Raw genomic sequence first — 25,535 nt, forward strand, 5'->3', positions numbered from 1 at the left:
GAGGCAAGCCAGCATGCCGGCTTTCACCCGTTCTACAATTGCGAACAGAGCCGGTAGGCTTCATAGATCGACGAGTAGATATCTCGGCTGGCAACGGCGTCTCCAATGCGGTGCAAGACGAACGATCCAGCAGCTTGGAGACCACCACCCGGCTTTGTCTTCGTTCCCGTCATGAGTGCGATGTCGGTGACGCCGTTGTTGGCGGAGCGCGCGCGCAATTCCTGGTAGGTATCTTCCATGGGCGCCGTGCCGCGCTCGACAATGAGTTGGCCTGCCGCCATTTCCGTCTCCGCGCCGGTGAGCTCATGCCGGAACCTGGCAGCGATCCCGTTGCCTTGGCCTACCGCCTTGACCAGGCGCACATCGCTGACGATCCGGATGCCGAGTTCCGAGGCAAGTTTGCGGAAACTCACCCTGTCCGGATAGGGCGTCTCGATCGCCAAGGTATCGTCCGCTATGGCCAGGCTGACCACGCGCCCCAGGCGGGCAAGATGCAGGGCGCAGGAAATGGCGGCCTGGCGTCCGGTCTCATCGTAGATGAGCACATCGTCCTTCGCCGGCACGACGCCGGTCAAGACATCCCAGACGCTGTCGCAATGTTCGGCGCCCTCCAGCCATTCCATGTCCGGAACGCCGCCGGTGGCAACGATCACCGCGTCCGGCTTCTCGGCCAGGACGATCTCTGCGTCCGCATAGGTGTTGAGACGGACGTTCACGCCGAGGCGGGCGAGTTCATCGACGCGCCAGTCGACTATGCCGATGAGATTCTTGCGGTCGACGGCGGAAGCCGCAACGAGCACCTGCCCACCGAGCCGCGCTCCGGCTTCAAGCAGGCAGACTTTGTGCCCACGTTCGGCGGCGACCCTTGCCGCTTCCATTCCACCCGGCCCCCCGCCGACCACGACCACACGTTTCGGCGTTTCGGCCCCGGCGATGGCATGGCTGATGATCGTTTCATGGCCGCTGGCCGGATTGTGAACGCACTGCACCTTCTTATACAGGCAGTAGGAAGCGCCAACGCACGGGCGAATGCGGTCTTCTTCTCCCCGCATCAGCTTGTTGACGATATGCGGGTCGGCGATATGCGCCCGCGTCATCCCAACCAGGTCGACAAGGTTCTCGCGGATGGCATGCCTGGCCGTGGCTACATCCCTGATGGCCGCGGCATGGATGACAGGCAGTCGGGTCTCTCGCTTGAACTGCCCGACCAGCGGCAGAAACGGCGCGCTCCGGGTGAACATGCCAGGCATGTTCTGCTCGGCCAGGGACAGGTCGGTGTCCATGCGGCCAAAGATGCAATTGAAGAAATCGACATGGCCTTCCCGCTCGAACAACCGGGCGAAAGCGAGGCATTCCTCGAAATCCGATCCGTCATCGACCGCCTCGTCGATGACGAACCGAATGCCGACCGCGAAATCGTCGCCAACCGCCTGGCGAATCGCCTCATGAACCATCAGGCCGAAGCGCGCGCGATTTTCGAGCGAGCCGCCAAAGCCGTCCATGCGTCTGTTGGTTCTGCGCGACAGGAATTGGCCGATCAGATGGCCGCCGGTGACAGTCTCGATGCCGTCCAGCCCACCGTCGCGGCAGCGCTTGGCGGCGCTTGCGTAATCCTTGACGATCCTGTCGATGTCGGCGGCGTCCATCTCCTTCGGGAAATTCCGGTTTCGCGTCTCGCGAACGCGTGACGGCGCAACCGGCGGGAGCCAGTTCCCGGCATAGGCGGTGGCGCGCCTGCCAAGATGCGAGACCTGGCACATGACAGCCGCGCCATGGCGATGGATTCGCTGCGACAGAGACTGAAGATGGGGGACGATGCGATCGCTCGAAAGGTCTAGCTGACCACCGCCCCAGCTCGAGTCGGGCGAGGTCATCGCCGAGCCGCCTGCCATGGTCATCGCCAGGCCGCCGCGCGCTTTCTCCTCGTGGTAGAGCTGGTAGCGCTCGAGCGGCAGGCCGCCTTCGTCCAGCATCGAGGCATGGCTGGTGCTGACGACGCGGTTGCGCAGCGTCAGACCCTTGAGCCGGAACGGCTGAAGCAGAGGATCGCCGGATGTGCTGTCTGCTTGAGATGCCGCTACGTTCACGTCCTGCTCCGTGCCATTCCTGAGAGTTATAGTCTGCCCTTTACGGGACTTCAGAAAGCTTGAAAATTGTTGGGGTGGCTATACGCTGAACGTATGGCTTATTTTGCAAAACTCGTTCCTTCCGCGCGCGGACTTCTCGTTTTCGAGGCTGCTGTCCGGTTGGGCAGCTTCACGGCCGCCGCGCGGGAGTTCAACGTCACTCAACCATCCGTTAGCCGCAGCATCGCCCAGCTCGAAGCCGATTTGGGCGCCGCTCTGTTCACCCGGGAGCCAACGGGATTGGCCGTGACCCCGGAAGGGCGCGCCCTTTATTCGGCTGTACGAGAGGGATTTGAAGGCATCGCGCAGGTGATCCGGGAGATCAGGCAGAACAGCGCTGCAAAGCCGCTGGTTACCCTTTCCCTTTCGAGTTCTCTGGCAACACACTGGTTTGTTCCCAGACTAGGAGCGTTCAACAACAGATTTCCTGATGTGGACCTGAGGTTCGAATTGATCGCCGGCGTTCTACGAGAGCCTGCCGAGAATGTAGACCTTGCCACGAGAATCCTGACCGACGACGATACGCAGTATCACCGCTGGGCGTTCTCGCCGGAAATCATCGTTCCCGTATGCAGTCCATCCTATCTGTTGGCCCACGGTCGGTTGATACATGCCGGAACCGGGGACGGTCACGTCCTGCTTCATCTCACCGACGCCAAGGAGCAGTGGCTGGACGCCTGGGGCACTATAGCGGACCGCAAGACTAGCAAGGCGAAGTGGCTCGAGTTCTCGGACTACGCGGTCGTCCTTCAGGCAGCGATGAACGGGGAAGGCGTGGCGCTCGGCTGGCTCAGCAATGTCTCAAGGGCGCTGCTTCAGGGAACGCTTGTTCCGGCCTCGGACAGGCAGATCAAGACGGGCCGGATTCATCAGCTGATTGCACCGCGCTCAAGGCCGGTACGGCCTGTCGTCTCTGACATCAGCGCCTGGATGATCGCCGAGATGCAAGCCGAATTGAAAGCATTGCACGCGATACTGCGGCTGGATATTCTGTAGCGGGCTGCGGGGCGACAGCCGTAGCGTGCGGCACGGCTACCGCTGACTACCTCGGAAACAGGCTGGGCAGCGGCATGTGCGCCTTGACGATGGGAGACTTCAGCACGACGAAGCTGAAATACTTGTCGATGCCGATATCCATGTCGGTGAGCCGCTCCATGATCGACTGATACTCGCCGATGCCGGAGGTCACGAATTTCATCAGATAGTCGTAGCCACCCGACACAAGGTGACATTCGATGACCTGCTCGATCTTGTCCACGACGGCGAGAAAACGGGCGAAGTCTACCTGGCGGTGGTTCTTCAAGGTGATCTCGGTGAAGACAGTCAATGTCTGGCCGAGCTTGGCAATATTGATTTGCGCGGAATAGCCTTCGATATACCCCTCCGATTGCAGCCTCTTGACCCGCATCAGGCATGGGCTCGGCGACAAATGCACCAGTTCGGCCAATTCCACATTGGTGATGCGGCCGTTCTTCTGCAGTTCGTGAAGAATCTTGATATCGATCCGATCGAGTTTCACGGATTGTCTCCGAGGAAGAGGGCTGCAGCACAAAATGCCGCCTTGCTGGTGACCATCGAGACTACCACAGCCCGCTGGGCTGTCCATCCGAGCGGATGCCGCTTGAAACGCACGGACTTTCGATTTCAACACGACTGCCGGAATAAAATTCTGCTCAGGTCACAACTGCAGCAGCGGCTGCCTGCACGACACGCTAGATTGGCGTTTCAAGGCAGAGGGAACCATGCGCGCGCCGCTGCAGCAAATCGAAACGTCTGGCGAACTGCCGCAATCCGCTGATGTGGTGGTGATCGGCGCAGGCATCGTAGGTGTCTTCGCGGCCTACTATCTGGCCAGGCGCGGCCTGAAGGTCGCGCTTGTCGAAAAGGGACGCATCGGCGCCGAGCAGTCCAGCAGAAACTGGGGATGGTGCCGCCAGCAGAACCGCGACGCCCGCGAGCTGCCGATGGCAACCCGAAGCCTCGACCTATGGGACAGCTTTGCGGCGGAAACCGACGAAAATACCGGCTTCAGCCGTTGCGGGCTGCTTTATCTCAGCAATGACGAGGCGGAACTTGCCGGCTGGGCGCGTTGGCGTGACTTCGCCAGAACCGCCGGCGTTACAACGTACATGCTCGACAGTGCCGCGGCCACCGAGCGGGGCCGTGCCACCGGCCGGAGCTGGAGGGGCGGCGTCTTCTCGCCGACCGACGGCACAGCCGATCCGTCGCGGGCGGCGCCCGCGGTCGCCCGCGCCATCCTCAAGCTTGGCAGCACCGTCCACCAGAATTGCGCGGCGCGCGGTGTCGAGACCGAGGCCGGGCGACTGAGCGGCGTGGTCACGGAAAGTGGAACGATCCGGACCAAAGCTGCGGTCATAGCCGGTGGCGCCTGGGCCTCCTCATTTTGCCACCAGTTCGGCTTCCGCTTCCCGCAGGCGTCGGTACGCTCGTCCATCCTGTCCGTCTCGCCCGGCGCGAAGGACCTGCCGGATGCGCTGCACACCGCGAAGATTTCGTCCACGCGGCGCGGCGACGGCGGCTATACGCTCGCCATAAGCGGACGCGGACGCGTGGACGTGACCGCGCAGCAGCTGCGTTTCTCGCCGCAGTTCCTTCCCATGTTCCTGAAGCGCTGGCGCAGCATCGGGCCTGGGGGGTTGCAAGGCATACGTTCGGGCCACGAAACGCTGCAACGCTGGCGGCTCGACCGGCCGACGCCGATGGAGCGGATGCGCATCCTCGACCCGGTTCCGGATCAGGGCACCATCCGGCTGACCCACGCCCGGGCGCTCGAGCTGCTGCCTGCACTTCGCCAGACCAGGATCAGCGCGGCCTGGGCCGGCTACATCGACAGCACGCCGGACGGCGTGCCCGCCATCGGCGAGGTCCATAGCGTTCCGGGTTTCTTCCTCGCCGCCGGGTTTTCGGGGCACGGCTTCGGCATTGGACCAGGCGCCGGGCACCTCGTTTCCGATCTGGTGACCGGGTCGGAACCGATCGTCGATCCGGCATCCTATGACCCGCGCCGCTTCGACGCTTCGGTATGGGGCAAGGTCGCCGACTTCTAGGGCCGACTAAACCGTATCAGTCTTCCCGGAGGAAGGCGCCGATGGGTGCTGGCCGGACAGGGGCTTGCGCGCGAAACCTACCGACGGCTTCGGGCATACAGCCGGTTTGCGCGGCGACCAGTTCGACGGCAGCCAACTGGCAATAGCGCCCCTGGCAGCGCCCCATGCCGGCGCGTGAAAGTGACTTCACCCTGTTGGCCTCGCCGCCGCCGAAATCCGTCCCCTCGCGCACGGCTGCGGCAGTGACGTTCTCGCAGCGGCAGACGATCGCCTCATCGGGCAGCGCCCGCACCATGGCCGCCGGCCAGGGAAAGGCGCGAGCCAGACCGCGGGCAAAGCGCTCGAGCCGCACGAGCTTGCGCAGATCGGCACTGACCGAGGGCGCCTGATATCCGATGTCGGCAAGGCACGCCGCCGCTGCAAGGCGCCCCGCAATCTCGGCGCCATCGGCACCGAGCAGGCGAACCCCATCGCCCGCAAGGTAGACGCCGTTGCCGGCCCGACCCATTTCGTCGGTCTTTGGCAGCCACTGCCGCCACTGCTCGTCATAGGTGAAGGCGCACCCCGCCAGATCGGCCAGATGGGTTTCGGCCCGCAGGTGCCAGCCCATGCCGATCATGTCGCAGGAAGTGAGCTGCTGCCGTCCGCCGGCATCGCGCCAATGCAAGGCTGCGACGCCCTGCTGGTCGGCCTCGATCCGCTCCAGTGTCACACCCGCATGATAGCGGCGGCCGAGCCGCGCCCGCAGCGCCAGGCCGCGCAACGCAACGACGGGCCGGGCGGCAAGGTCTGAGCATCCCTGCACCTGCTGATGCCAGGGAGACGTATCAAGCACCGCGGCCACATCCGCTCCAGCCTCGACGAGCTGGGCACCGACCAGCGTCAGCAAAGGCCCCGATCCCGCCAGGACGATCCGCCGCCCAAGCGCCACACCTTGCGCCTTGAGCGCGATTTGCGCCGCGCCAAGACTGTAGACGCCGGCATTCTGCCAACCGGGGATCGGCGCGACGCGGTCGGACGCGCCCGTGGCAAGGATCAAACGCTCATAGCCGACAACCTGAACGCCGTCCTCGCCCAGCACATGCAACTGGCCGCCATGCGCGGCAATGACAGAACTGCCCGCGCAATGGGTGAGTTGCCCATCCTTAGCCAGCCGGTCGAAGAGCGCATGCAGTGCGCGCGCCTTCGCCGCTTCCGACCCGTAGAGCTGCTTTGGCGTGCGGACGAACCCGGCAGGCGGACGGCGATAAATCTGCCCGCCCGCGCGATAGCCTTCGTCAATCACTGTTGGATGGAGCCCGGCCTCGACCAGCGTGGCGGCAGCCCTGATGCCGGCGGGACCCGCACCCACGATCACGATCCGTGGCGGTGAGGCCTCGTTCACGGCCAGTTCTCCGGTGGTGTCGTGCGTAGCCGCAGACCTTCGGCGACAAGGGTTGTGCACGCGCGCAGACGCGGTCCCTCCTCCTGCCATGTCCAGCAATCCTGACAGGCGCCCATCAGGCAGAACCCTGCACGCGGCTCGGGACCGAACTCGGATTTTCGCAAGACATGCCCCGACGCCAACATGGCGGTCAGCACGGTGTCGCCGGCCAGCGCGTGACGTATCTCGCCGTCGAGAAAGAACCGCACCTGTACCCGATCACGTTCGGCCAGCCGGACGATACGGCCGGCCGTGCTCATTCCGCTGCCTCTTGTATCTGGTGAGGACGGGGCAATTCGGGGAAGCGTTCGCAGACCGCATCGAAGGCCGCCCGGACGCCCTCCGGCCCGGAGCGTCCTTTCATACGGCGGAAGATCTCCGTCTTGGCGAAGAAGCGCCAATGGATCGGCAAGGCATCCAGAACCACATGAAGCTGGTCATAGGCGGCCGGCGTCCACTGCGCTTCGTAACCATCGCGCTCCGGACCGAAATGGAAATGACCGACTGATGGTTCCTTGCGTGAGCGCAGCAGCTTGGTCGCGTGTTCATCGATCTCGCCGCTGCAGATGACAACGCCATAGTCACGCTCGGCGGCTGTCGGCGAGACATAGCCGCGCCGCACGTCCTGAGCGACCCGCCATGGCTCGCGCTGATGCGGATCGCCGCGGCCGCCGCCGCCGGCGGAACGGATCTCGAGCATGTCGCCGGGCTGCAGGACCGCCGTGTCGATATTGCCCAGCCGCCGCTCGTGCTCGCCCCCCGGATTGACGACCATGTCGGACAGGCCGGCCGCCTTTCCGCCGAGTACGCCCCAGGGGCGGAAGAAACTGCGGTCGCGGTTGCGCGCCGTGATCCTGGAATCGGGGGCGAAGACACGGAAGGCCATCTCGGTCGCCAGCCCGCCGCGCCAGCGGCCCGCACCGCCGCTATCCCTGGCGAGTCCGTATTTCACGAACTCGACCGGCGTTTCGGTCTCGGTGATCTCGATCGGCGTGTTCTTGAGATAGGCGGCATCGGCGCCCGATCCGTTGGTGCCGTCGCGGTGCGGCATCGCGCCGCCACCCCCCACGACGGGGTTCACCGCCGCGATGACGCTCCGGCTGGTACGCTCATCCGTCGTCATGACGTTGATGATGCAGTTGTTGCCGGCAGGAGCCGCAGGCAGGCGCTCCGGCACTGCCTGCGAAAAGGCACCGAAGATGACCGAGCGCAGCCGGGCGCAGGTGAGCGAGCGCATGCCGACGGCGGCGGGGTGGACCGGGTTCAGCACCGAACCTTCAGGGGTGATGCAGGTGAAAGGCCTGGTGAGGCCGGTGTTGAGCAGGATCTTCGGGTTGAGCGTATAGAGAACGTAATAGACACCCACCAGCAGCATGGTGTGGCGCGGGTCGCCGCCCGAGGGCACATTGAGCGAGGAGCCGAGTTGCGGATCGGAGCCGGTGAAGTCGAGCACCGCCTCCCCGCCTTTGATCGTCAGCCTCAGCTTTAGCCGGCAGGGATTAGCCTCGACCGAATCCTCGTCGGCATAATCCGCGAATTCCCATGTGCCGTCAGGCATGGAGCGCAGCACGTCGCGCGCCTGCGCCTCCGCATGATCAAGAAGAGCGGCAACGCCTTCGATGAAGCCTGTCTTGCCGAACTTCCGCACCATTGCGTGGATCTTGCGCTCGCCGGTGTTGAGCGCGCCGACCAGCGCCTTGATGTCGCCGATGTTGAGATCCGGCTTGCGCACATTGGTGCTCATGATGCGCAGGATCATCTCGTCGAAGACGCCCTCATTCACGAGCTTCATCGGTGGAAAGCGGATGCCTTCCTGATGGATTTCGGTCAGCGCACGGCTGAGCGAAGCCGGCACCGCCCCACCCATGTCGGTGTTGTGGATGTGGCCTCCGGTCCACGCGACGATCTCGCCATCGACAAAGACCGGCTTCCACAGATGCGTGTCGGGTGCGTGGGTGGCGACATGGCCTGAATAAGGATCGTTGGTGAAGGCAACGTCGCCAGGCCGGTAGTCATCGACCATTGCGATCGCACGGCGATACGAAAGCCCGGGATACCAGGTGGCGCCGAGTTCCATGGGGACGGCGAAGGTTGCCCCGGAGCGGTCCATCAGCATCACCGTGAAGTCCTGCGTTTCCTTGACGAAGGCGGAATGCGCGGTGCGGTGTAGCGTGTGGGCCATGTTCTCGGCCGCGGCGCGGGCATGGTTCGCCAGAACCTGAAGGTTTGTCCGGTCAAACAAAGGCGTCACTCCGCGAAAGTCAGAAGAAGATTGAGGTGGCGATCGACCCGCGCCTGAACTCCGGCGGGAATGGCAAGGGTGGTGTCTTCCTGAACGACCACGGCAGGCCCTTGGAAGCTACTGCCAGGCACAAGAGTCTGCCGGTCGTGGAGGTCTACGGTCTCGACGCCCAGGCCTGTATAGACCGGAAGCCGGCGCGCCGGACCGGCGGAGACGTCGATCTCGTCGATCTCTGGAAAGGAGAGCGCCGGACCCGCGCCGACGGCGGACAGCCTGATATTCACAAGCTCGATCTCGCCATCCGGGTCGTGGAAATCGTAGAGCCGCTCATGGGTGCGGTGAAAGGCCTGCTCGATGGCCTCTGCGTCACTCTCCTCGAGCCATTCCGGCGAAAGGACGACCTCGATCTCATAGCTCTGACCGAGATAGCGCATATCGCAGGAGAAATTGAGCTCAGCGGCCGCGTCATGCCCCTGCGCCGCGAGCCAGTCGCGGCCCTCGCTTGCGAGCGCCTCGAAAGCCGCGCGGATAATTGGGAGCGACGCGGCCGACAGCGGCGAGAAAATGGTGCGAATGAAATCTCCGCGCAGATCCGCCACCAGTCCGCCCAGTGCCGACACCACGCCGGGGCGTCGTGGCGCCATGACGCGCTTCATGCCGAGTTCGCGGGCAAGGAAAGCGCCGAGCATGGGGCCGCCGCCGCCAAAGGGCATCAGCGTGAAATCGCGCAAGTCGACGCCGGCGCGCGATGCGAGTTTCTCGACCTCGACGAACATCTCCGACACCGCGATGTCGAGGATCGCCTGCGCGGTCTGCTCGACCGGGCGGCCGAGTCGCCTCGCAAGCTCGCCGACCGCGCGGTGCGCCAGCCCGGTATCGATGCTGAGTTGTCCATAGGCCATCTCGCTGTGGCCGAGCCATCCGCACACCACCATGGCGTCCGTCACCGTCGCCTGCTCGCCGCCGCGGCCGTAGCATGCCGGTCCCGGCGTCGAGCCGGCCGACTCCGGCCCGATGCGAAGCACACCCTGTGCGTCGACACTGGCGATCGAGCCGCCGCCGACGCCGATCGAACTCACCGACACGGAAGGAATATGGAGCGGAAATTCGCCGATCAGCTCGCCGGTGCCGAACTGTGGCTCGCCGTCGATGATAAGCGCGAAGTCGGCCGAGGTTCCGCCGATGTCGAGGGTAAGGATCCTGTCCTCGCCGGCCTGACGCGCCAGCCACGCAGCGCCGATGACCCCTGAAGCCGTACCCGAAAGCAGCATGTTGACGCAGGCCTGCTTGCCTTCGGCAGCGTTCATCAGCCCACCGTTCGACTTCGTCAGCATGGGACGGGCCGGCACGCCGCGGCTCTTCAACCGCTCTTCCAGCGCCGTCAGGTAGCCCGAAACACGCGGATGGACATAGCCGTTGAGGATGGCGGTGGAGCTGCGCTCGTATTCGCGAATGACCGGCCAGACCTCGGCCGAGGTGAAGACGAAGAGGTCGGGTGCGAGGCGCGCAATAGCAGACTTAACCGAGGCCTCCTGCGCGGCGTTGCGCCAGGAATGAAGGAAGGCCACGATGATACCTTGCGCCCCGTTCGCCTTCGCCGCCACCACCGCTCTTTCAACGGCTGCCACATCAGGTGCCTTGGTCTCGCTGCCATCGGCGCGCATGCGGGCCGGAATGCCGAAGACCATGTCGCGAGGGATCAGCGGGTCCGGCCGAGAGCAGAACAGCGAATACATGTCCGGCATTCGAAGCCGTGCGAGCTCGATCACGTCCTCGAAGCCGGCATTGGTGAACAGCGCGAGCGGCGCGCCCTTGCGTTGGATGATCGTGTTGATGCCGACCGTGGTGCCGTGCACGAAGCGCGTCATATGGGTGGGATCAAAGCCCTCGCGCTCGGCCAGAAGGCCAAGACCGGTCATCAGCTCGGCGCCCGGATCCTCCGGCGTCGTCAGCACCTTCAGCGAGGCGACGCGTCCGGAGTTTACTTCAAGCGCGCAGAAATCGATAAAGGTCCCGCCGATGTCGACGCCGACCTTCCAGTCGGCCTCGTTCCCTGCCCCGTTCGCCGTGATGGCGCCATCCATGATGCGTTCCTTCCTGTCTGACGACCAAAGCTGGCACGACCGGATGGTGCCGGTCCAAGATGGATGAGGAGCAAGGATATAAGTCGTGCTTATGCTTTGGCTCGATGCTCGCCGAGGACGGCGGAACAGGCCGCGCGAATTTCGTCGCGCATCATCTCATCGGCCCGAGAAAGGGCTCGGGCGCGTGAGGTGAGAAGCGCGATCGGGAATTCCGGCCCGGCCGCGAGCGGCCTGACCGCAAGCCCGGCAAACTGATGCCACGGCAGCAGTGCATCGACCAAGGCGATGCCCAGACCGGCCTGGACGAAGCCGACCGCGGAGATGGATGCGTCGATCTCGAGCGACGGCGAAAGCGCCACGCCTTGCGCCTGGGCCGCGTGGGCCAGTTCATCGGCAGGGCGGGTGTTGCCGCGATAGGATATCAACTCTTCCCCGACGAGGTCGGCGAGCGTCAGCTCGGTTTTCGTTTGCAGCGCGTGCCTGGCGGGCAGCAGGCATACGAAGCCGAGTCTGCCGACCGCCTCCGCCTCGATATCCGGAGGCAGCCGGTCGTCCATCGCCACGCCGAGGCTGGCATCGCCCGCACGCAGCATGTCGACGATTGCCGAGATGGGCGCGCTATGGGCACGCAGCATTATGTTGGGATGCTGCGTCCGGAATTTGGTGAACGCACGCGGCAATATCGCCATTGCCGGCGGCGGCGACGCCGCGACGCGCACCAGCCCTGCCCGACCCAGGCGCAGGTCGGTTGTCTTGCGGCGCAAGCCCTCAAGCCCCGCCGATAACCTCTCGGCATCGGGGAAGATCTCTAACGCCTCCGGGGTTGGTCGCAGCCGGCCCTTGACCCGCTCGAACAGGGTGAAACCGAGTTCGTCCTCGGCGTGGAGCAGGATCTGGCTGAGCGCAGGCTGGGAGATGTTCAGCATCCGCGCCGCGGCCGTCACGGTACCCGCGCGCATCACGGCGGTGAACACTTCGAGCTGCCGGGCCCGCATGGCTACTCCATAGGTAAAACTTATGGCTTCTGTCCAAACCCATCTTTGACGCAATAGCGCGGCGCGGACAAGATCGGCTGGGATTGATTGCTAGAGGGCGCTATGGATGTAGTCGTGCTGGGCGGCGGACTGATGGGGACGGCTTCGGCCTATTTCCTCGCCCGGCGCGGCGCACGCGTGACGCTGATCGAGCGGAGCCGGATCGGAACCGGGGCAACGGTCGCCTCCTTCGGCAACATCCGGCGCACAGGGCGTCATCTGTCCCAGCTTCCATTGGCCCATCGCTCGCTCAGGCTTTGGGGCGAGGCCGAGAAAATGCTTGGCCGCGACGTCGAATTCCGCGCCACCGGCCACATCCGGCTGATCTTCGATGAAGATGGTCTCGCCGACATGCGAACCTACGCCCAGACGGCGCGGCCCTGGGGACTTGAGCTGGAAGAACTCAGCCCGCGCGAGATTCACACACGCTTTCCCGGCCTCGGTCCCGATGCGATCGCGGCGTCGTTCTCGCCGCGTGATGGCAGCGGCAATCCGCGGCTGATTGCACCCGCCTTTGCCGAGGCCGCGCACCAGTTGGGCGCCCAACTTGTCGAAGAAGCGGAGGTCGAGACGATCAAGCACACGGCTTCCGGGTTTCTCGTTGTCAGTTCAAAGGGAAAATTCGCCGCCGAGTGTTTGCTCAACACTGCCGGAGCTTGGGGTGCACGCATCGCCGCACAGTTCGGCGAACAGGTTCCGCTCGACGCGCGTGGCCCACAAATGGGCGTGACCGAACCACTGCCGCACCGGATCCTGCCGGTGGTCGGAATCTGGACGCGTGACAAGAACCATGGCGCCTATCTGCGTCAGGTCGAGCGAGGCAACATAGTCTTCGGCGGCGCCGCCGAAAGAGTGTCGGTGGATATCGACCCAGGCCATGCGGCCGCCGACCCCATGCGCCTGCCCATGCAATTGCGTGCCGTCGTGCGGCTGCTGCCTGCAATCGCGCAGGCCACCGTCATCCGCACCTGGTCAGGCTGCGAGGGCTATGTCAGGGACATGCTGCCGGTCATGGGATGCTCGGCGACGACGCCGGGCCTGTTCCATGCCTTCGGCTTCAGCGGTCATGGCTTCCAGCTCGGCCCGGGCGTGGGAGACGCCATGGCCGAACTCATCATGACCGACCGATGCGAAACGCCGCTCGATGATTTCAGGGTCGATCGCTTCGGCCGCGCCGTCTGAAAGAGCAACTGTCGACATCCGCGCAACGGCGGCCCTCCGTACAAGTGCTCATGAGCAAGCATCTGAAGAAGAAGATGTTCGACCACGAGGCCGCAATGGCAGTCCACGCGGACCAAGGATTCTAAAGCGGCAAGCGCTCCAGCGCTGCTACCGCAGTCATGACCCCTCGCAGCTCGGCAAGACCCTTGAGGCGGCCGATCATCGGATAGCCGGGATGGGTCGGCTTGCCGACATCGTCGAGCAGCTCGTGACCGTGATCGGGTCGCATCGGGATGCGCCAGTCGCGCCGCCCTTCTTCGAGCCGCCGCTTTTGCTCGCGCAGCAATATCGTAATCAGGGCCACCATGTCGGTGTCGCCTCCCAAATGCTCGGCCTCCATGAAGGAGCCGTCCGGTTCGTTGGCGACATTGCGCAAATGGGCAAAATGGATGCGTTCGGCAAAGCGCGCCGCGATCGCGGGCACGTCGTTGTCCGGTCCCGCCCCCAGCGAACCGGAGCATAGCGTGAGACCATTCGAGCGCGACGGCACCGCATCAAGCGTGAAGGCGATGTCCTCGGCGTTGGACACGATGCGCGGCAGGCCGAACAACGGACGCGGCGGATCATCGGGGTGTACGCACATATTGATGCCGAGCTCCTCGGCGGTGGGGATGACGGCGGCAAGAAAGCGCACGAAGTTCTGCTGCAGTTCCGCCTTTGCCATGCCGTGGTAGCGAGCGAGCACGGCCTTCAGCCCCGGCACGTCATAGCGCTCGTAGGCGCCCGGCAGGCCGGCCATGATGTTGGCCAGCAGGCGCGCGCGGTCGCCTTCCGAAGAGGCGCCGAACCATGCTCTGGCCCGAGCCATGATTTCGGGCGTGTGCTCCTCTTCGGCACCGCGACGTTCGAGAATGAAGCAGTCGAAGGCAGCATATTCGTGCGCGTTGAAACGCAGCGCCGTACCGCCTCCCGGCAGCGGCGCGGCCAACTCGGTGCGGGTCCAGTCGAGCACCGGCATGAAATTGTAGCAAACGGTGGTGATGCCGCAACGGGCCAGGTTTCTGAGCGATTGCCGATAGTTGGCGAAGAGCGGCTCCAGATCGCCATCTCCGGATTTGATGGTCTCGTGAACCGGAAGGCTCTCCACGACGCGCCACTCCAGCCCGAGCTCCGTATCGGCAATCAGGCGCTTGCGCTTTTCGATCTCATCAACGCTCCACGCCACACCATAGGGGATGTGGTGCAGCGCCGTGACGATGCCTGTCGCTCCGGCTTGCCTGATATGGGAGAGCCGGACGGCGTCGTCCGGGCCGAACCAGCGGAAGGTCTGTTCCATCGCCTTGCGATCCTTGCGTATTTTCAATGGGAGGGAAGTTGCGGCCCGCAGCGGTCAGTCGTCGGCCTGGATCAGATCGGGCCGGCTGGCCGCCAGGCCGTGCGTGATCTTCAGCACCTCCGACAGATGCTCACGCATGCGGGCCTCCGCCGCCGCGATATCGCCATCGAGCACGGCCTTGAAGATCGCCTCGTGCTGGGCGATCAGTGTGTCGACCGGCGTGATCGCCGGCAGGCTGAGGAAGCGCAGACGGTCGAACTGCGCCTTTTCCCGCTCGATGACTCCCCAGACGCTGCTCTGGCCGATGCCGTCGGCCAAAGCAGCGTGAAAGTCGTCGTCGGCTTCGGTGAAGCGTGCCGCGTCACCGCCGGCGTCGCGCTGGCGGGCAAGCGCGGCACGCAGATTCCGCGCGGTTTCCTCGCTGATGCCGCTGGCAGCGGCACTCCGCGCCACGGCGACCTCCAGCGCCTCACGCACGAAGCGGGCACGCTCCACGGCCTTGAGCGAGATGCGGCGCACGAAGCTGCCGCGTTGCGGCAGCACCTCGATCATCTCTTCCTCGACCAGGCGGATCAGCGCCTCGCGCACCGGCGTGCGGCTGGTGCCGAAGCGCATGGCCAGTTCGTTCTCCGACAGCCGCTCGCCTGGGGTCAGGCGCAGCGAGACGATGTCTCGTCGCAGCGCGGCATGGATCTCGCGCACCGAAGCCGGCATGGTGCGAAAACCCGACGGGCTGGTCGGTCGGATCGCCGGTAGGCCCTTGGTCACGTCCATTCTCCTATTCAAAAAACAAGCTCGGCAGCCAGAGCGATATGGCCGGTATGTAGGATACCAGCATCAGAACGATAATATTGCAGATCAGGAAGGGCACGATGGCCTTGCTGACCTGGGCAAGCGAAACCTTGCCGATGTTGGCGGCAACGAACAGGCATACGCCGACCGGCGGCGTGGTCAGGCCGATCATCAAATTCAGGATGCAGAAGATCGCGAAATGGATCGGATCGATGCCTACCTGCGTGGCGACCGCCAGAAGCGGCGGAAACAGGATGATGAGAGCGGCTATCGTTTCCATGAAGGTGCCGACGATCAGCAGCAGGATGTTGATGAACAGGATGATGAGATACTTGTTCGTCGTCACCGCCAGCATCGCTGCCGCGATCGCCTGCGGAATCTGCTCGCTGGTCATGATCCAGCCGAAGACGTTGGCAAGCCCGACCAGCAGGATAAGCGCGCCCGAGCCGATGGCGCTTTCCAGGAGGATGCCCGGCAGGTCTTTCAGGCGGAACCCCTTATAGACGAAGAGGCCTATAGCGAAGGCGTACAGCGAGGCGACGATCGACGCCTCGGTGGGCGTGAACACGCCGCCCACGATGCCGACGAGGATGATGAGCGTCATAAGGATCGCCCAGATCGCTGCACGGCTGGAACGCAGCAACACACGGAAGCCGACCCATTCGCCCTTGGGGTAGCCGCGCTGGCGCGACAGGATATAGACAGTGATCAGCATGCCGAGGCCGAGCAGCAAGCCGGGGATCGCGCCGGCCACGAACATCTTGCCTACCGACAGGCCGGTGAGCGTTCCGGCGATGATCATCGGAACGCTTGGCGGAATGATCGGACCGACTGTGGAAGCAGCGGCGGTAAGAGCCGAAGCAAAGGGGGCGTCATATCCGGCCTTCTTCATCGCCGGGATCATGACGGCGCCGATCGAGGCGGTCTCCGCGACAGCCGTGCCGGATATCCCGGCGAAGATCATCGAACCGGTGACGTTGGCCAGGCCGAGGCCTCCGCGGATGTGGCCGACAAGCGCATTGCCGAAACGCACGATCTGGTCGGTGATACCGCCGCCGTTCATCAGGTTGCCGGCCAGCACGAAGCCGGGGATGCACAACAGCACGAAGCTGTCCATGCCTGAATACATGAACTGTGCCACGACCGTCAGGTCGATGTCGGCAAGGTAGAGATAAATGGCCGACGCAACACCAAGCGCGATCGCAACCGGCACACCGAGGATGAGGCAGATGGCGAAGCTGCCGAAAAGGGCCGCGACCAGCATCAGATCAGCTCCTCGTGACGCATTGGCTGTCCGAAGCCGAACAGCCGGGCCAGGGAGAAGATGGCAAGCGCAACCGGAATTATCAGCACGGTGACGTAAACGATGAGCATCGGCGCGTCGAGGGATCGTGCGCGCTCGCCGATGCTTCCCGAGACATAGGCGTAGGCACCGGGAATGACGGCGAGGCTGAACAGCATCGTGATGACATCTGCCACCCGCTCGACCTGGCGCCGGGCGCGGGCTGGCAGGGATGCCGTGAAGAGGTCGACATTGACCAGGTCGCCACGCAGGACGGCGAGGCCGCACGAAAAGGCGACCATGTGCAGCAACGCGAAACGCGCCACCTCCTCGGTCCAGGCCGGTGACGGGAAGCCCGGCAGACGGCCGAGCACCTGTATGGTCACGACGGCGATGAGAACGGCGAAAGCAATGATGGTTCCGGCTTTGCAGATCGCCTTCAGGCCAGCCAGCAGCATACCGACGGTTCGTTTCATGGGCTCCTCCCAGACGAGCGCCGGGTCGTTATCGCGGTCCGGCGTTCATGGTCCTTGTGGGGTCGACAAAAGTGGAGAAGCCGCCCAACGGGCGGTTTCCCGACTCGCCTATTTCGTGGCGAGAATGTCCTCGTAAAGCGGCTTCAGGTCGGCGCCGAGCGAGGCGGTGACCGCATCCTTGCCCCTGGTGGCGAACGCCTGCTTGTCCACATCGATGAACTCCATGCCTTTGGCCTTCAGTTCGTCGGCGATGCGAGCCTCGTCGGCCAGGAACAGCTTGCGCTCGAATTCCTGCGCCACGGCGGCCGCTTCCCGGATGGCTTTCTGCTGCTCATCTGGCAGCTTGCCGAGTTTCCGGCTGCCGCCGACGAGGTAGATCCAGCTCAGCACGTGGTCGGTCTTGTTCAGATATTTCTGCACCTCGAAGAAACTCGCCGACTGGATCAGGGCGAGCGGGTTCTCCTGCGCGTCGACGACATGGCTCTGCAGCGAGGTGAAGACCTCGGAGAAGGCCATCGGCGTCGGTTTGGCGCCGAGCGCCTGCCAGAACGAGACGAACAACGGCACATTCGGCACGCGCAGTTTGAGGCCGGCGAGTTCATCGGGCGTGCGGATCGCCTTGTTGGCGGTCAGTTCGCGCGGACCGCGCGCAAACCAGGTCAGCGGAACGAGCTTGGTCTTGTCCTCGATCTCGGCGGCGATCTTCTGGCCGACGGAGCCCCCGATCACGGCCTTCATGTGGTCGAGATCGCGGATGGCGTAAGGCACGGCGAGCAAGGCTGCGAGCGGTGCCCAGTTCTGCAGTGACTCGCCGGTGATCGTGAAATCGACGGTGCCGAGTTGGATGCCTTTGATGAGGTCGGTTTCCTTGCCTAGCTGCTCGTTCGGAAAGACCTTGATCTCGATCTCGCCATTGGTGCGATTGGCGACCTCCTCGGCGAACTTCAGGGAGGCCTTGTGCCAGCTGTTCTGTTCATTCGCGAGGTGGCCCAGTTTCAGCGTGGTCTTGGCTCGGGCGCGACCAACGATGGTGATGCTGGCGCCAGCACCGAGAGCGGTGGCCAGCACGCCGCGACGTGAAATCTTGGTATCGAACACAGTTTCTTCCTCCTTCAGTTGTTATGCATCAGTCAAAGGCGAGATGAACCTTGACGACCTGTCCCGGTTCGCTCTCGATCAGCGAAAACGCAGCCTTCGCCTCGGCGGCGGCAAAGGTGTGGGTAATCATGGCGGCCGGACGCAACCTCCCTTGCTCCAGCCACCTGATGACTTGCGGCAAGAGTCTACGGCTGAGCCGTGACCCGTGCAGCGACAGCTCCTTCCTGACGATCTCCTGCTGACTGACGTTGCACGGCGCGGGTGAAAAGCCGAGCAGGCCGATACGGCCGGCGGGACTTGCCAGCCCGCAGGCCTCGGCCAGGAGCGCCGGTACGCCTGCACCGTCGATGACCACTGACGGCCCGAGGCCTTCGTTCTCGTCAGCGACGGCGAGTGGCACAGACTCTCTGGTGGAATGGATGACGCGGTCGGCACCGAAGGCTTCTGCGCGCCGCAGGCGATTGGCGTCGAGATCAGCCACAATCACCCGTGCGCCATGGAGCTTCGCCACCTGAAGGACCGTGAGGCCCACGGTGCCAGCACCGTAGACGAGCACCACATCGTCTGCCGAGCAGCCAGTTCGCGAAAGGACGTTCGCCGCGATCGAAAACGGCTCGGCGAGCGCGGCTACCTCGACCGGCAGTGTGGGTGGCAGTTTCACCGCATTAGCAGCGGGCACGACAACCCGATCGCGGAAGCCGCCGTCCCGATGAACGCCCAGCACCTCCAGATTGGCGCAGACATTGGACCGGCCGACGCGACAGGCATAGCAATGGCCGCAGGAAACTACTGGATCGACGACGACGCGATCGCCCGGCGCCAATCCCGTCGCCTGCGGCCCGACAACCTCGACGACACCTGCAAATTCATGGCCGATGATGCGCGGATATTTTGCAAAGGGATTGGTGCCGTGGAGAATGTGGATATCTGAGCCGCAGATACCTGCGCGCTGCACGCGCACCATCACGTCGTCCGCTCCCAGCGCGGGCGGCTCGTTCTCCATCAGGACCAGGGTGCCCGGCCTTTCGACGGCGACGGCAACCATGCTTCCTCCCAACTTCCATACTAGTGTGCATCACCGGTATGGAAGTTTCTTCGGTCTGTCAATTAATGCATCGGACACCAACGCCTTCAGGTCTTCATTCGCATCGGAGACGACGAGCTTCACGCTCCTGAGGCCGCGCCGCGTCAGCTTGCGAAGCAATTGGCTGATTGACACGGGCACATGTCACAGCTCATCCGGCCCTTCCGATATCGGCACCGAGACCTTCAGGTGAAAGGAGACCGGTATTCCTTTGTTCAAGCGGATTGCCGGGCGATAATTTGGAAGCCAATGTCCTTGACCCGTCCAGCAGGCGGTTCGCCGTCAAAGCGCGCCAGGATCGCCTTTGCGGCAGTGAGCCCGAGCTCCGTTCGGTCGACCCGGACGGTGGTAAGCGGCGGCACGACATGGGCCGCGAAATCCTGATCCCCGAAGCCGATGACGGCGATCTCGTCGGGCACCCGCAGGCCGCGGACGTTGGCCTCGATAAGAACCCCGTGAGCGAGCAGATCGGAGCTGCAAAAAATGGCTCCACCCTTGAAATTCTGCTCGTCTACGAGAATTCGGAGAGCCTCGCGACCGCGTGCAAGGCTAGCGCCTCCCACGAAATTAATCTGCGTAACGTCGATGCCCGCGCGGCGGCCGATCTCCTTTACGAAAGCGTCCTTGCGCCTGAGCGCGCGTTCGTCGCCAGCGGAAACCGTCGCAGCGTTCTTGTAGCCGGCCTCCAATACGAATTCCGCCACTGCGCGGCCCGTCTCGACATGCGAAAAGCCGACGCAGAGATCGATCGGTGTCTCGGTCATGTCCCACAATTCCACTACCGGAATTCCGGCCGCCATCAGCATGCGGCGCGCCTCCAGCATATGGTGGATGCCGGTCAGGAGCATCGCGTCTGGCCGGCGGGAAAGAAGCGTCACGATCGCTCTTTCCTCTTCCTTCGGGTCGAAGCCCGTTTCGGACAGAAGGATCTGGTAGCCGTGCCCGGCGATGCCCTCACTGAAGGCCTGGATCATTGAGGAATAGACGATATTCGTGATGGAAGGCACCAGCGCCCCAATGAGGCGGCTACGGCGAGAGGCTAGCGCGCCGGCTATCGCATTCGGTACGAACCCGGTCATTTCGATGGCGTTGCGGATCTTCTCGAACGTTGCCGGAGAGACCTTCGACGGGTCGCTCAGCGCCCGCGAAACGGTGACCTGAGAAACACCGGCCAGGCGGCCGACCGTTGCCATGGTAACGGGACGGCTGGAGCCTTCTTTCGCCCGCTCGACGTTTCCGCCGTCGTACCTGTCTCGCCGGCCCGACCCGGTCTTGCTCATGCCGTTTCCGTTTCCCGCCGCGATCAAGCTTGCTCAAGAACAGCTTCACTTGTCTTGTGCTGTTTGCTGCGCCTTGCAAGAATGATTGATACCCAAATGGACCCGGCGATCAAGAACCACATCAGAACGGCAATCCAGCTCTTGGTGAAAAAGATCGTCAGGTCGCCGAACGATTCGAGGCTCTTCACGAAATAGATCTCGGCTGAAGGCCCGAGGATGAAGCCGATGATGAAAGGGGCGATCTCGATGCCAATCTTCAGCGCGAACCAACCGAAGACACCGAAGATCAGAAGCGTCCACACATCGAACATCACGCCGTAATTGGTGGTGTAGGCGCCGACCATGCACATCATCACGATGAGTGGAAAGAGAATGTGCTTCGGCACGGTGACGATCAGCGCCAGATAGCGAATGGCGAGATACATCATGGCGAACATCGCGAGATTGGCGATCAGCATCGCCACGATTATCGCGTCCCAGGTTCCGGAATTGTTGCCGATGAAAAGCGGCCCCACCTGCACACCTTGAAGAGTGAAGGCGCCGATGAGTAGCGCCGTCGTCGAATCGCCGGGAATGCCGAGCGAGAGCAGCGGGATCAGAGCGCCGCCGGTCAGCCCGTTGTTGCCGGATTCGGAGGCGATGACGCCTGCGGGCTCTCCCTTGCCGAAGCGTTCGGGATTTCGCGAGAAAGTCTTGGCGTTCGAATAGGCGAGGATCGAGGCCGCCGATCCGCCGACGCCGGGCAGGATGCCAACAAAGGTGCCGATGCCCGAGGAGCGAATCAGGTTCCATATCTGACCTCGGAACAGCGAAAACGAAAAAGTCGAATGCTTGCCGAGCTTGAGGTCGCCGATGTCCTGTCCTTCGGGAACGCCTTGTTGTGCTTCTTCAAGGACGGCCGCGATACCGAACAGGCCGATCAGGACGGGCAGCAGGGAAAAGCCGTTGTCCAGCCAGTATTCGAGACCCGGCGGCACCAACCGGATTTCGCCATTGCCGCCGTTCGATGTGGCGTAGGTGCCGATGAGGCTGATGAAGATGCCGAGAAAGCCGGAAAAAACACCCATCAGCATGTCGCTGCTGAGCGCGCCCATCACGGTGAGCGCGAAAAGAATGATCAGGAACTTCTCGACATAGGAGAAGCGGATCGCGAAGTCGGCGAGCGCCGGAGCGAACAGATAGAGGATGAGCAGGCTGAAGAGGCCGCCGAAAAGGGAGGAAATGATGCCGATGCGCAATGCTTTCTCCCCCTCTCCTTTCCGCGCCATCGGATAGCCGTCGAGCGTCGTGGTGATCGAGGAGGGAGTACCCGGTATGCCGATCAGGATGGCCGGCACCAGCCCGCCAGATATGCCGCCGACATAGAGACCGAGCAGCAGGGCGAGGCCGTTCGTGAGTCCCAGAGAATAAGTGAGCGGGAGGCAGACCGCGACCGCCATCGTTGCTGTCAGCCCCGGAATGGCCCCGAAGACGATGCCCACGAAGGTTCCGCCAACGATGAGCGACAGGAAAAGCGGGGTGACGAAATCGAAAAGTTCCATGGAGTTCAGGCCCGCGGACGGATTGATCAGGGAAGCGACAGGAAGAAGACGTCGTTGAACAGCCACCACGTCAGCACGGGCGCAATGGCGGCCATCATGACAACCGGCAAGACCGTTCTGAGGTTGCGCTGGTGCATGAAGAGCAGCGACGTCAACAAAACGAAGGGAATTGAGCAAGCCAGGAACCCGAAGCCGGTGTTCGGCATCAGTTCGCCGACGGGTTCGAGGAGCGCGAAATAGATGAAGCACAGCCCGATCGCGCCGAAGAACCGCATCTTGTCCATCTGTGAGACGATGCCGCGCCAATAGGCGCCCGATCCGGCAATGGAACGGCGCCGGGTGACGACGATCGCAAGGCCGAGGATCGCAAGGATCGCGCCGATCACTCCCGGGAAGACGAGGTGCGACGTTTCGAAGTTGATGGTGACGTGGGTAAGGCTGCTCATGCCGTCTCCTGTGCAAGAAGGAAAAGGGCCGGTTTCACCCGGCCCCGCCGTCACTTGCCGGAAATCTTCGCAATGATCCCGTTGTAGGCTGCGTTCTTCTCTTCGAGATGCGCGGCCGCTTCCTTCGAGGGCTTGAAATTCGGAATGAAGAAGGCCTGCTTCTGGCGTTCCTGGATCTTGCCTTCGGCGAAGACATCCTTGAGCGCCGCGTCGATCGCATCGACCATGCCCTGATCCATGTCCTTGTTGTAGAGGAAGAAGAATTCCTTGTCGAAGGTGAAGTCCTTCTTGCCGTCTTCAGTCACGCTCGTCTTCGGGCTGGTGTATTTCAACATATCGTCTCGAGTCGTCTTGCCCATGCCCGTTTCCGGGGCTTGCTCGATCGTTTCCGGCCGCGCCGTGATCCAGACAAAGCGCATCGCCTTCTGGTCCGATTCCGGCAATTGCGTGAACTGCTCGTTGGCCTGGATCGAGCCGTTGATGACGTCGGCAAGATCGTCGAACATCGCCTGGTTCTTGTCGGACTGGCTGCCCGTCTTCACCGAGACGATGTTGGCCTCCGAACCGGGCGACAGGATGCTTGCGGCATTCTTCATCGCGGAAAAGCCGATTTCGGAAACCCCGCCGGGCTCGATCGCCACGCGGATCTTGGTGCCGGCGGCGGCGGCCTTGAAGATGTCGTCCATCGATTTATAGGGCGAATCCTTGGCCACCAGATACGCATTGCCCGGATTGATCGCGACCGTCGGGCCGATCTTGTACTTCGTGAAGATGTCGTCGAAGCCGTGCACGCCGTAGAGGTGTGAGAGATAGGCAGAATCGTGGAAGATCATGATCGTAGTCCCGCGCCCGTCGCGTTCCAGCGCCTTGAACGCTTCATTGGCGCCGACTGCATCCACCTTCATGTTCACGCCAAGCTTTTGGGACAGCGCGTCGGCGACGATGGCGGAGTTCTGGTAGGTGTCGCCACCGGTCGATGACGAACCGATCACCATCCGGATATTGTGCGGCAAATCCCGAGCGGCCGCAGCCAACGGCTGCGTGAGAAACATTGCCGCGCCGACGACCACAATCATTCTACGGGTAATTTTCATCTTTCCTCCCATACCCAGCCCACTGGCGGGGTTCCTCATTTCATGGCATGCACAAGCCCGCAGTGAATGCGCATACATTATCTTGTTCGGTTCATTTGCGCCTGTCAACTCTCATAGTCTTCGTTGCGGATAACGAAATCTGGATGGGGCGGCTGCGGTTGACACGAAATGATGAAAGCGCATACATAATTGCTGTTTCAAGGAATAGTCGATGGTCCCAGGAAAAAAGAGCCCGGAAACGCTTCGCAGCGCACGCTGGTTCGCACCGGATGACCTGCGCAGTTTCGGACATCGGTCCCGTATGATGCAGATGGGGCTCGCGCCGGAGGACTGGGCCGGCAAACCAATCATCGGCATCCTGAACACATGGTCCGAGATGAACCCCTGTCACCTGCATTTCCGTGACAGGGCCGAGGACGTGAAAAAAGGCATCGTGCAGGCGGGCGGTCTCGGTGTCGAAATTCCGACGATTTCGATCGACGAGAGCTTCACCAAGCCGACATCCATGCTCTACCGCAACATGATTGCCATGGAGACGGAAGAGACGATCCGGTCCCATCCGCTCGACGGCGTGGTGCTGATGGGCGGTTGCGACAAGTCGACCCCGGGTCTGACCATGGGCGCGATCACCGCTGGCATTCCCTTCATTTATCTCCCCGCGGGTCCGATGCTGCGGGGCAACTATGCCGGCAAGGCGCTGGGCTCCGGTTCGGACGCCTGGAAGTACTGGGACGAGCGGCGGGCGGGCAATATTTCCGACGACGAATGGCTGGGTGTGGAAGGCGGCATCGCCCGTTCCTATGGTCACTGCATGACCATGGGCACGGCCTCGACCATGACAGCGATTGCCGAGGCCATGGGCCTCTGCCTGCCCGGTGCATCTTCCATTCCCGCCCCCGATGCCAACCACAAGCGCATGAGTGCGGCCTGCGGGCGCCGGATCGTCGACATGGTCTGGGAAGACCTGACCCCGGACAAAATCGTGACCGAAGCCGCCGTCCGCAACGCTGCCATCGTCGCCATGGCAACGGGCTGCTCCACCAATGCGGTCGTGCACCTTTTGGCGATGGCGCGGCGGGCCGGCGTGAAGCTGGCCCTCGACGACCTCGACGCTCTCGGACGGATAACGCCGCTGATCGCCAACATCCGGCCTTCGGGCAAGGACTACCTGATGGAGGATTTCTATTTCGCCGGCGGCTTGAGGGCGCTGATGAACGAGCTCGGAGACCGGCTGGACAGAAGCAGCATCACCTGCACCGGACGACCGCTCGGCGAAACGCTGGCAGGCGCGGAGGTCTACAACGATGACGTCATCCGCCCGCTTTCCAATCCGGTCTATTACGAAGGTTCGTTAGCCGTGCTCAGGGGCAACCTCTGTCCCGACGGCGCCGTGATGAAGCCGGCTGCCTGCGATCCGCGTTTTCATGTGCATGAAGGCCCGGCGCTCGTTTTCGACAGCTACCCGGAAATGAAGGCGGCCATCGACGACGAAGATCTCGACGTAACGCCGGACCATGTGCTGGTGCTGCGCAATGCAGGCCCACAGGGGGGCCCCGGCTTTCCCGAGTGGGGCATGCTGCCGATCCCCAAGGCGCTGGTCAAGAAGGGCCACCGCGACATGCTGCGCATTTCGGATGCCCGCATGTCCGGCACGTCCTACGGCGCCTGCATCCTGCATGTCGCCCCGGAATCCTTCATTGGCGGACCGCTGGCGCTCCTGAAGAGCGGCGATATCGTCCGGCTGGACCTGCCGAACCGCCGTCTGGACATGCTTGTCGGTGAAGAGGAGCTTGCCGCCCGCAGGGCTGCCTGGATACCGCCGGAACCGCGTTTCGAGCGCGGTTGGGGCTACATGTTCCAGCGCCATGTCGCCCAGGCGAACGAGGGCTGCGATTTCGACTTCCTGACCCGCGATTTCGGCCAGCCGGCCGGCGAGCCTGACATTTTCTGAACGGACGAGGAAAAGCC

General features: G+C 63.3%; 21 protein-coding genes. 4 read left to right on the forward strand and 17 right to left on the reverse strand.

The genetic code is table 11. The features are described from left to right. Window positions 1-32: 32 nt before the first annotated feature. Entirely contained in the window at window positions 33-2,087 is a 2,055-nt protein-coding gene (locus LB536_RS01915) for an FAD-dependent oxidoreductase (RefSeq protein ID WP_224589918.1), read from the reverse strand. Between the two features lie 93 nt (window positions 2,088-2,180). Here LB536_RS01915 and LB536_RS01920 point away from each other — a divergent pair, with 93 nt between their 5' ends. Beyond that, window positions 2,181-3,122 carry a LysR substrate-binding domain-containing protein gene (locus LB536_RS01920; protein WP_224589919.1) on the forward strand — a complete coding sequence of 314 codons (942 nt, stop codon included), beginning with the start codon at window positions 2,181-2,183 and terminating at the stop codon, window positions 3,120-3,122. A gap of 46 nt (window positions 3,123-3,168) precedes the next feature. On the opposite strand, the gene LB536_RS01925 is transcribed toward LB536_RS01920, so the two are convergent. Further along, window positions 3,169-3,645: an Lrp/AsnC family transcriptional regulator gene (locus tag LB536_RS01925; protein WP_140756925.1), complete on the reverse strand. Its 477-nt coding sequence runs from the start codon at window positions 3,643-3,645 to the stop codon at window positions 3,169-3,171. A 223-nt stretch (window positions 3,646-3,868) separates the two neighbouring features. Here LB536_RS01925 and LB536_RS01930 point away from each other — a divergent pair, with 223 nt between their 5' ends. Beyond that, the gene (locus LB536_RS01930) at window positions 3,869-5,194 is read left to right on the forward strand and encodes an NAD(P)/FAD-dependent oxidoreductase (protein WP_224589920.1); all 1,326 of its coding nucleotides are present in this window, start codon (window positions 3,869-3,871) and stop codon (window positions 5,192-5,194) included. 16 nt (window positions 5,195-5,210) lie between these two features. Here the strand turns inward: LB536_RS01930 and LB536_RS01935 are convergent, their stop codons facing one another. From LB536_RS01935 to LB536_RS01955, 5 genes are all read right to left on the reverse strand, one after another. After that, window positions 5,211-6,578, reverse strand: a complete 1,368-nt coding sequence (locus LB536_RS01935; protein ID WP_224589921.1) for an NAD(P)/FAD-dependent oxidoreductase — start codon at window positions 6,576-6,578, stop codon at window positions 5,211-5,213. Then, window positions 6,575-6,877 (reverse strand): (2Fe-2S)-binding protein, encoded by a 303-nt coding sequence (locus LB536_RS01940; RefSeq protein WP_224589922.1) that lies wholly within the window; start codon window positions 6,875-6,877, stop codon window positions 6,575-6,577. Before LB536_RS01940 ends, LB536_RS01935 begins: the two co-directional genes overlap by 4 nt. After that, window positions 6,874-8,859 carry a hydantoinase B/oxoprolinase family protein gene (locus LB536_RS01945; RefSeq protein WP_224589923.1) on the reverse strand — a complete coding sequence of 662 codons (1,986 nt, stop codon included), beginning with the start codon at window positions 8,857-8,859 and terminating at the stop codon, window positions 6,874-6,876. The genes LB536_RS01940 and LB536_RS01945 overlap by 4 nt, the downstream gene beginning before the upstream one ends. A gap of 5 nt (window positions 8,860-8,864) precedes the next feature. Beyond that, window positions 8,865-10,943 carry a hydantoinase/oxoprolinase family protein gene (locus LB536_RS01950; RefSeq protein WP_224589924.1) on the reverse strand — a complete coding sequence of 693 codons (2,079 nt, stop codon included), beginning with the start codon at window positions 10,941-10,943 and terminating at the stop codon, window positions 8,865-8,867. A gap of 89 nt (window positions 10,944-11,032) precedes the next feature. Further along, window positions 11,033-11,938 (reverse strand): LysR family transcriptional regulator, encoded by a 906-nt coding sequence (locus LB536_RS01955; protein WP_224589925.1) that lies wholly within the window; start codon window positions 11,936-11,938, stop codon window positions 11,033-11,035. A 102-nt stretch (window positions 11,939-12,040) separates the two neighbouring features. Between LB536_RS01955 and LB536_RS01960 the strand changes: the two genes are divergently transcribed. Further along, a complete protein-coding gene (locus tag LB536_RS01960) occupies window positions 12,041-13,159 on the forward strand; it encodes an NAD(P)/FAD-dependent oxidoreductase (protein WP_224589926.1) in 1,119 nt (372 codons plus the stop codon). Between the two features lie 121 nt (window positions 13,160-13,280). Here the strand turns inward: LB536_RS01960 and uxuA are convergent, their stop codons facing one another. The 10 genes from uxuA to LB536_RS02010 form a co-directional block, all read right to left on the reverse strand. Further along, on the reverse strand, window positions 13,281-14,474 hold the full coding sequence (gene uxuA / locus LB536_RS01965) for a mannonate dehydratase (protein ID WP_140808224.1): 1,194 nt from the start codon (window positions 14,472-14,474) through the stop codon (window positions 13,281-13,283). Window positions 14,475-14,528: 54 nt separating this feature from the next. Beyond that, window positions 14,529-15,242, reverse strand: a complete 714-nt coding sequence (locus tag LB536_RS01970) for a GntR family transcriptional regulator (protein WP_224589927.1) — start codon at window positions 15,240-15,242, stop codon at window positions 14,529-14,531. A 10-nt stretch (window positions 15,243-15,252) separates the two neighbouring features. After that, on the reverse strand, window positions 15,253-16,530 hold the full coding sequence (locus LB536_RS01975) for a TRAP transporter large permease (protein WP_140808226.1): 1,278 nt from the start codon (window positions 16,528-16,530) through the stop codon (window positions 15,253-15,255). Then, complete coding sequence (locus tag LB536_RS01980) at window positions 16,530-17,024, reverse strand: TRAP transporter small permease (protein WP_140756907.1); 495 nt, start codon at window positions 17,022-17,024, stop codon at window positions 16,530-16,532. Before LB536_RS01980 ends, LB536_RS01975 begins: the two co-directional genes overlap by 1 nt. Window positions 17,025-17,132: 108 nt before the next feature. Beyond that, the gene (locus LB536_RS01985; protein WP_224589928.1) at window positions 17,133-18,122 is read right to left on the reverse strand and encodes a TRAP transporter substrate-binding protein; all 990 of its coding nucleotides are present in this window, start codon (window positions 18,120-18,122) and stop codon (window positions 17,133-17,135) included. A gap of 28 nt (window positions 18,123-18,150) precedes the next feature. After that, a complete protein-coding gene (locus LB536_RS01990; protein WP_224589929.1) occupies window positions 18,151-19,167 on the reverse strand; it encodes a Zn-dependent oxidoreductase in 1,017 nt (338 codons plus the stop codon). A 254-nt stretch (window positions 19,168-19,421) separates the two neighbouring features. Further along, on the reverse strand, window positions 19,422-20,486 hold the full coding sequence (locus LB536_RS01995; RefSeq protein ID WP_224589930.1) for a LacI family DNA-binding transcriptional regulator: 1,065 nt from the start codon (window positions 20,484-20,486) through the stop codon (window positions 19,422-19,424). A 23-nt stretch (window positions 20,487-20,509) separates the two neighbouring features. Beyond that, complete coding sequence (locus tag LB536_RS02000) at window positions 20,510-22,027, reverse strand: tripartite tricarboxylate transporter permease (RefSeq protein WP_224590077.1); 1,518 nt, start codon at window positions 22,025-22,027, stop codon at window positions 20,510-20,512. 26 nt (window positions 22,028-22,053) lie between these two features. Beyond that, a complete protein-coding gene (locus LB536_RS02005; RefSeq protein ID WP_224589931.1) occupies window positions 22,054-22,473 on the reverse strand; it encodes a tripartite tricarboxylate transporter TctB family protein in 420 nt (139 codons plus the stop codon). Between the two features lie 50 nt (window positions 22,474-22,523). Then, window positions 22,524-23,567: an ABC transporter substrate-binding protein gene (locus tag LB536_RS02010; RefSeq protein ID WP_140808234.1), complete on the reverse strand. Its 1,044-nt coding sequence runs from the start codon at window positions 23,565-23,567 to the stop codon at window positions 22,524-22,526. A 211-nt stretch (window positions 23,568-23,778) separates the two neighbouring features. Between LB536_RS02010 and araD the strand changes: the two genes are divergently transcribed. Next, a complete protein-coding gene (gene araD, locus LB536_RS02015; RefSeq protein WP_224589932.1) occupies window positions 23,779-25,518 on the forward strand; it encodes an L-arabinonate dehydratase in 1,740 nt (579 codons plus the stop codon). Window positions 25,519-25,535: the final 17 nt, after the last annotated feature.

The organism is Mesorhizobium sp. ES1-3 (assembly GCF_020164795.1).
Taxonomy (GTDB): Bacteria; Pseudomonadota; Alphaproteobacteria; order Rhizobiales; family Rhizobiaceae; genus Mesorhizobium.

Coding starts and splice junctions, on each gene's coding strand:
- LB536_RS01920 (WP_224589919.1), top strand. CDS start 2,181: ATGGCTTATTTTGCAAAACTCGTTCCTTCCGCGCGCGGACTTCTCGTT.
- LB536_RS01930 (WP_224589920.1), top strand. CDS start 3,869: ATGCGCGCGCCGCTGCAGCAAATCGAAACGTCTGGCGAACTGCCGCAA.
- LB536_RS01940 (WP_224589922.1), bottom strand. CDS start 6,877: ATGAGCACGGCCGGCCGTATCGTCCGGCTGGCCGAACGTGATCGGGTA.
- LB536_RS01950 (WP_224589924.1), bottom strand. CDS start 10,943: ATGGATGGCGCCATCACGGCGAACGGGGCAGGGAACGAGGCCGACTGG.
- LB536_RS01955 (WP_224589925.1), bottom strand. CDS start 11,938: ATGCGGGCCCGGCAGCTCGAAGTGTTCACCGCCGTGATGCGCGCGGGT.
- LB536_RS01960 (WP_224589926.1), top strand. CDS start 12,041: ATGGATGTAGTCGTGCTGGGCGGCGGACTGATGGGGACGGCTTCGGCC.
- uxuA (WP_140808224.1), bottom strand. CDS start 14,474: ATGGAACAGACCTTCCGCTGGTTCGGCCCGGACGACGCCGTCCGGCTC.
- LB536_RS01975 (WP_140808226.1), bottom strand. CDS start 16,530: ATGCTGGTCGCGGCCCTTTTCGGCAGCTTCGCCATCTGCCTCATCCTC.
- LB536_RS01980 (WP_140756907.1), bottom strand. CDS start 17,024: ATGAAACGAACCGTCGGTATGCTGCTGGCTGGCCTGAAGGCGATCTGC.
- LB536_RS01990 (WP_224589929.1), bottom strand. CDS start 19,167: ATGGTTGCCGTCGCCGTCGAAAGGCCGGGCACCCTGGTCCTGATGGAG.
- LB536_RS01995 (WP_224589930.1), bottom strand. CDS start 20,486: ATGAGCAAGACCGGGTCGGGCCGGCGAGACAGGTACGACGGCGGAAAC.
- LB536_RS02000 (WP_224590077.1), bottom strand. CDS start 22,027: ATGGAACTTTTCGATTTCGTCACCCCGCTTTTCCTGTCGCTCATCGTT.
- LB536_RS02005 (WP_224589931.1), bottom strand. CDS start 22,473: ATGAGCAGCCTTACCCACGTCACCATCAACTTCGAAACGTCGCACCTC.
- LB536_RS02010 (WP_140808234.1), bottom strand. CDS start 23,567: ATGAAAATTACCCGTAGAATGATTGTGGTCGTCGGCGCGGCAATGTTT.
- araD (WP_224589932.1), top strand. CDS start 23,779: ATGGTCCCAGGAAAAAAGAGCCCGGAAACGCTTCGCAGCGCACGCTGG.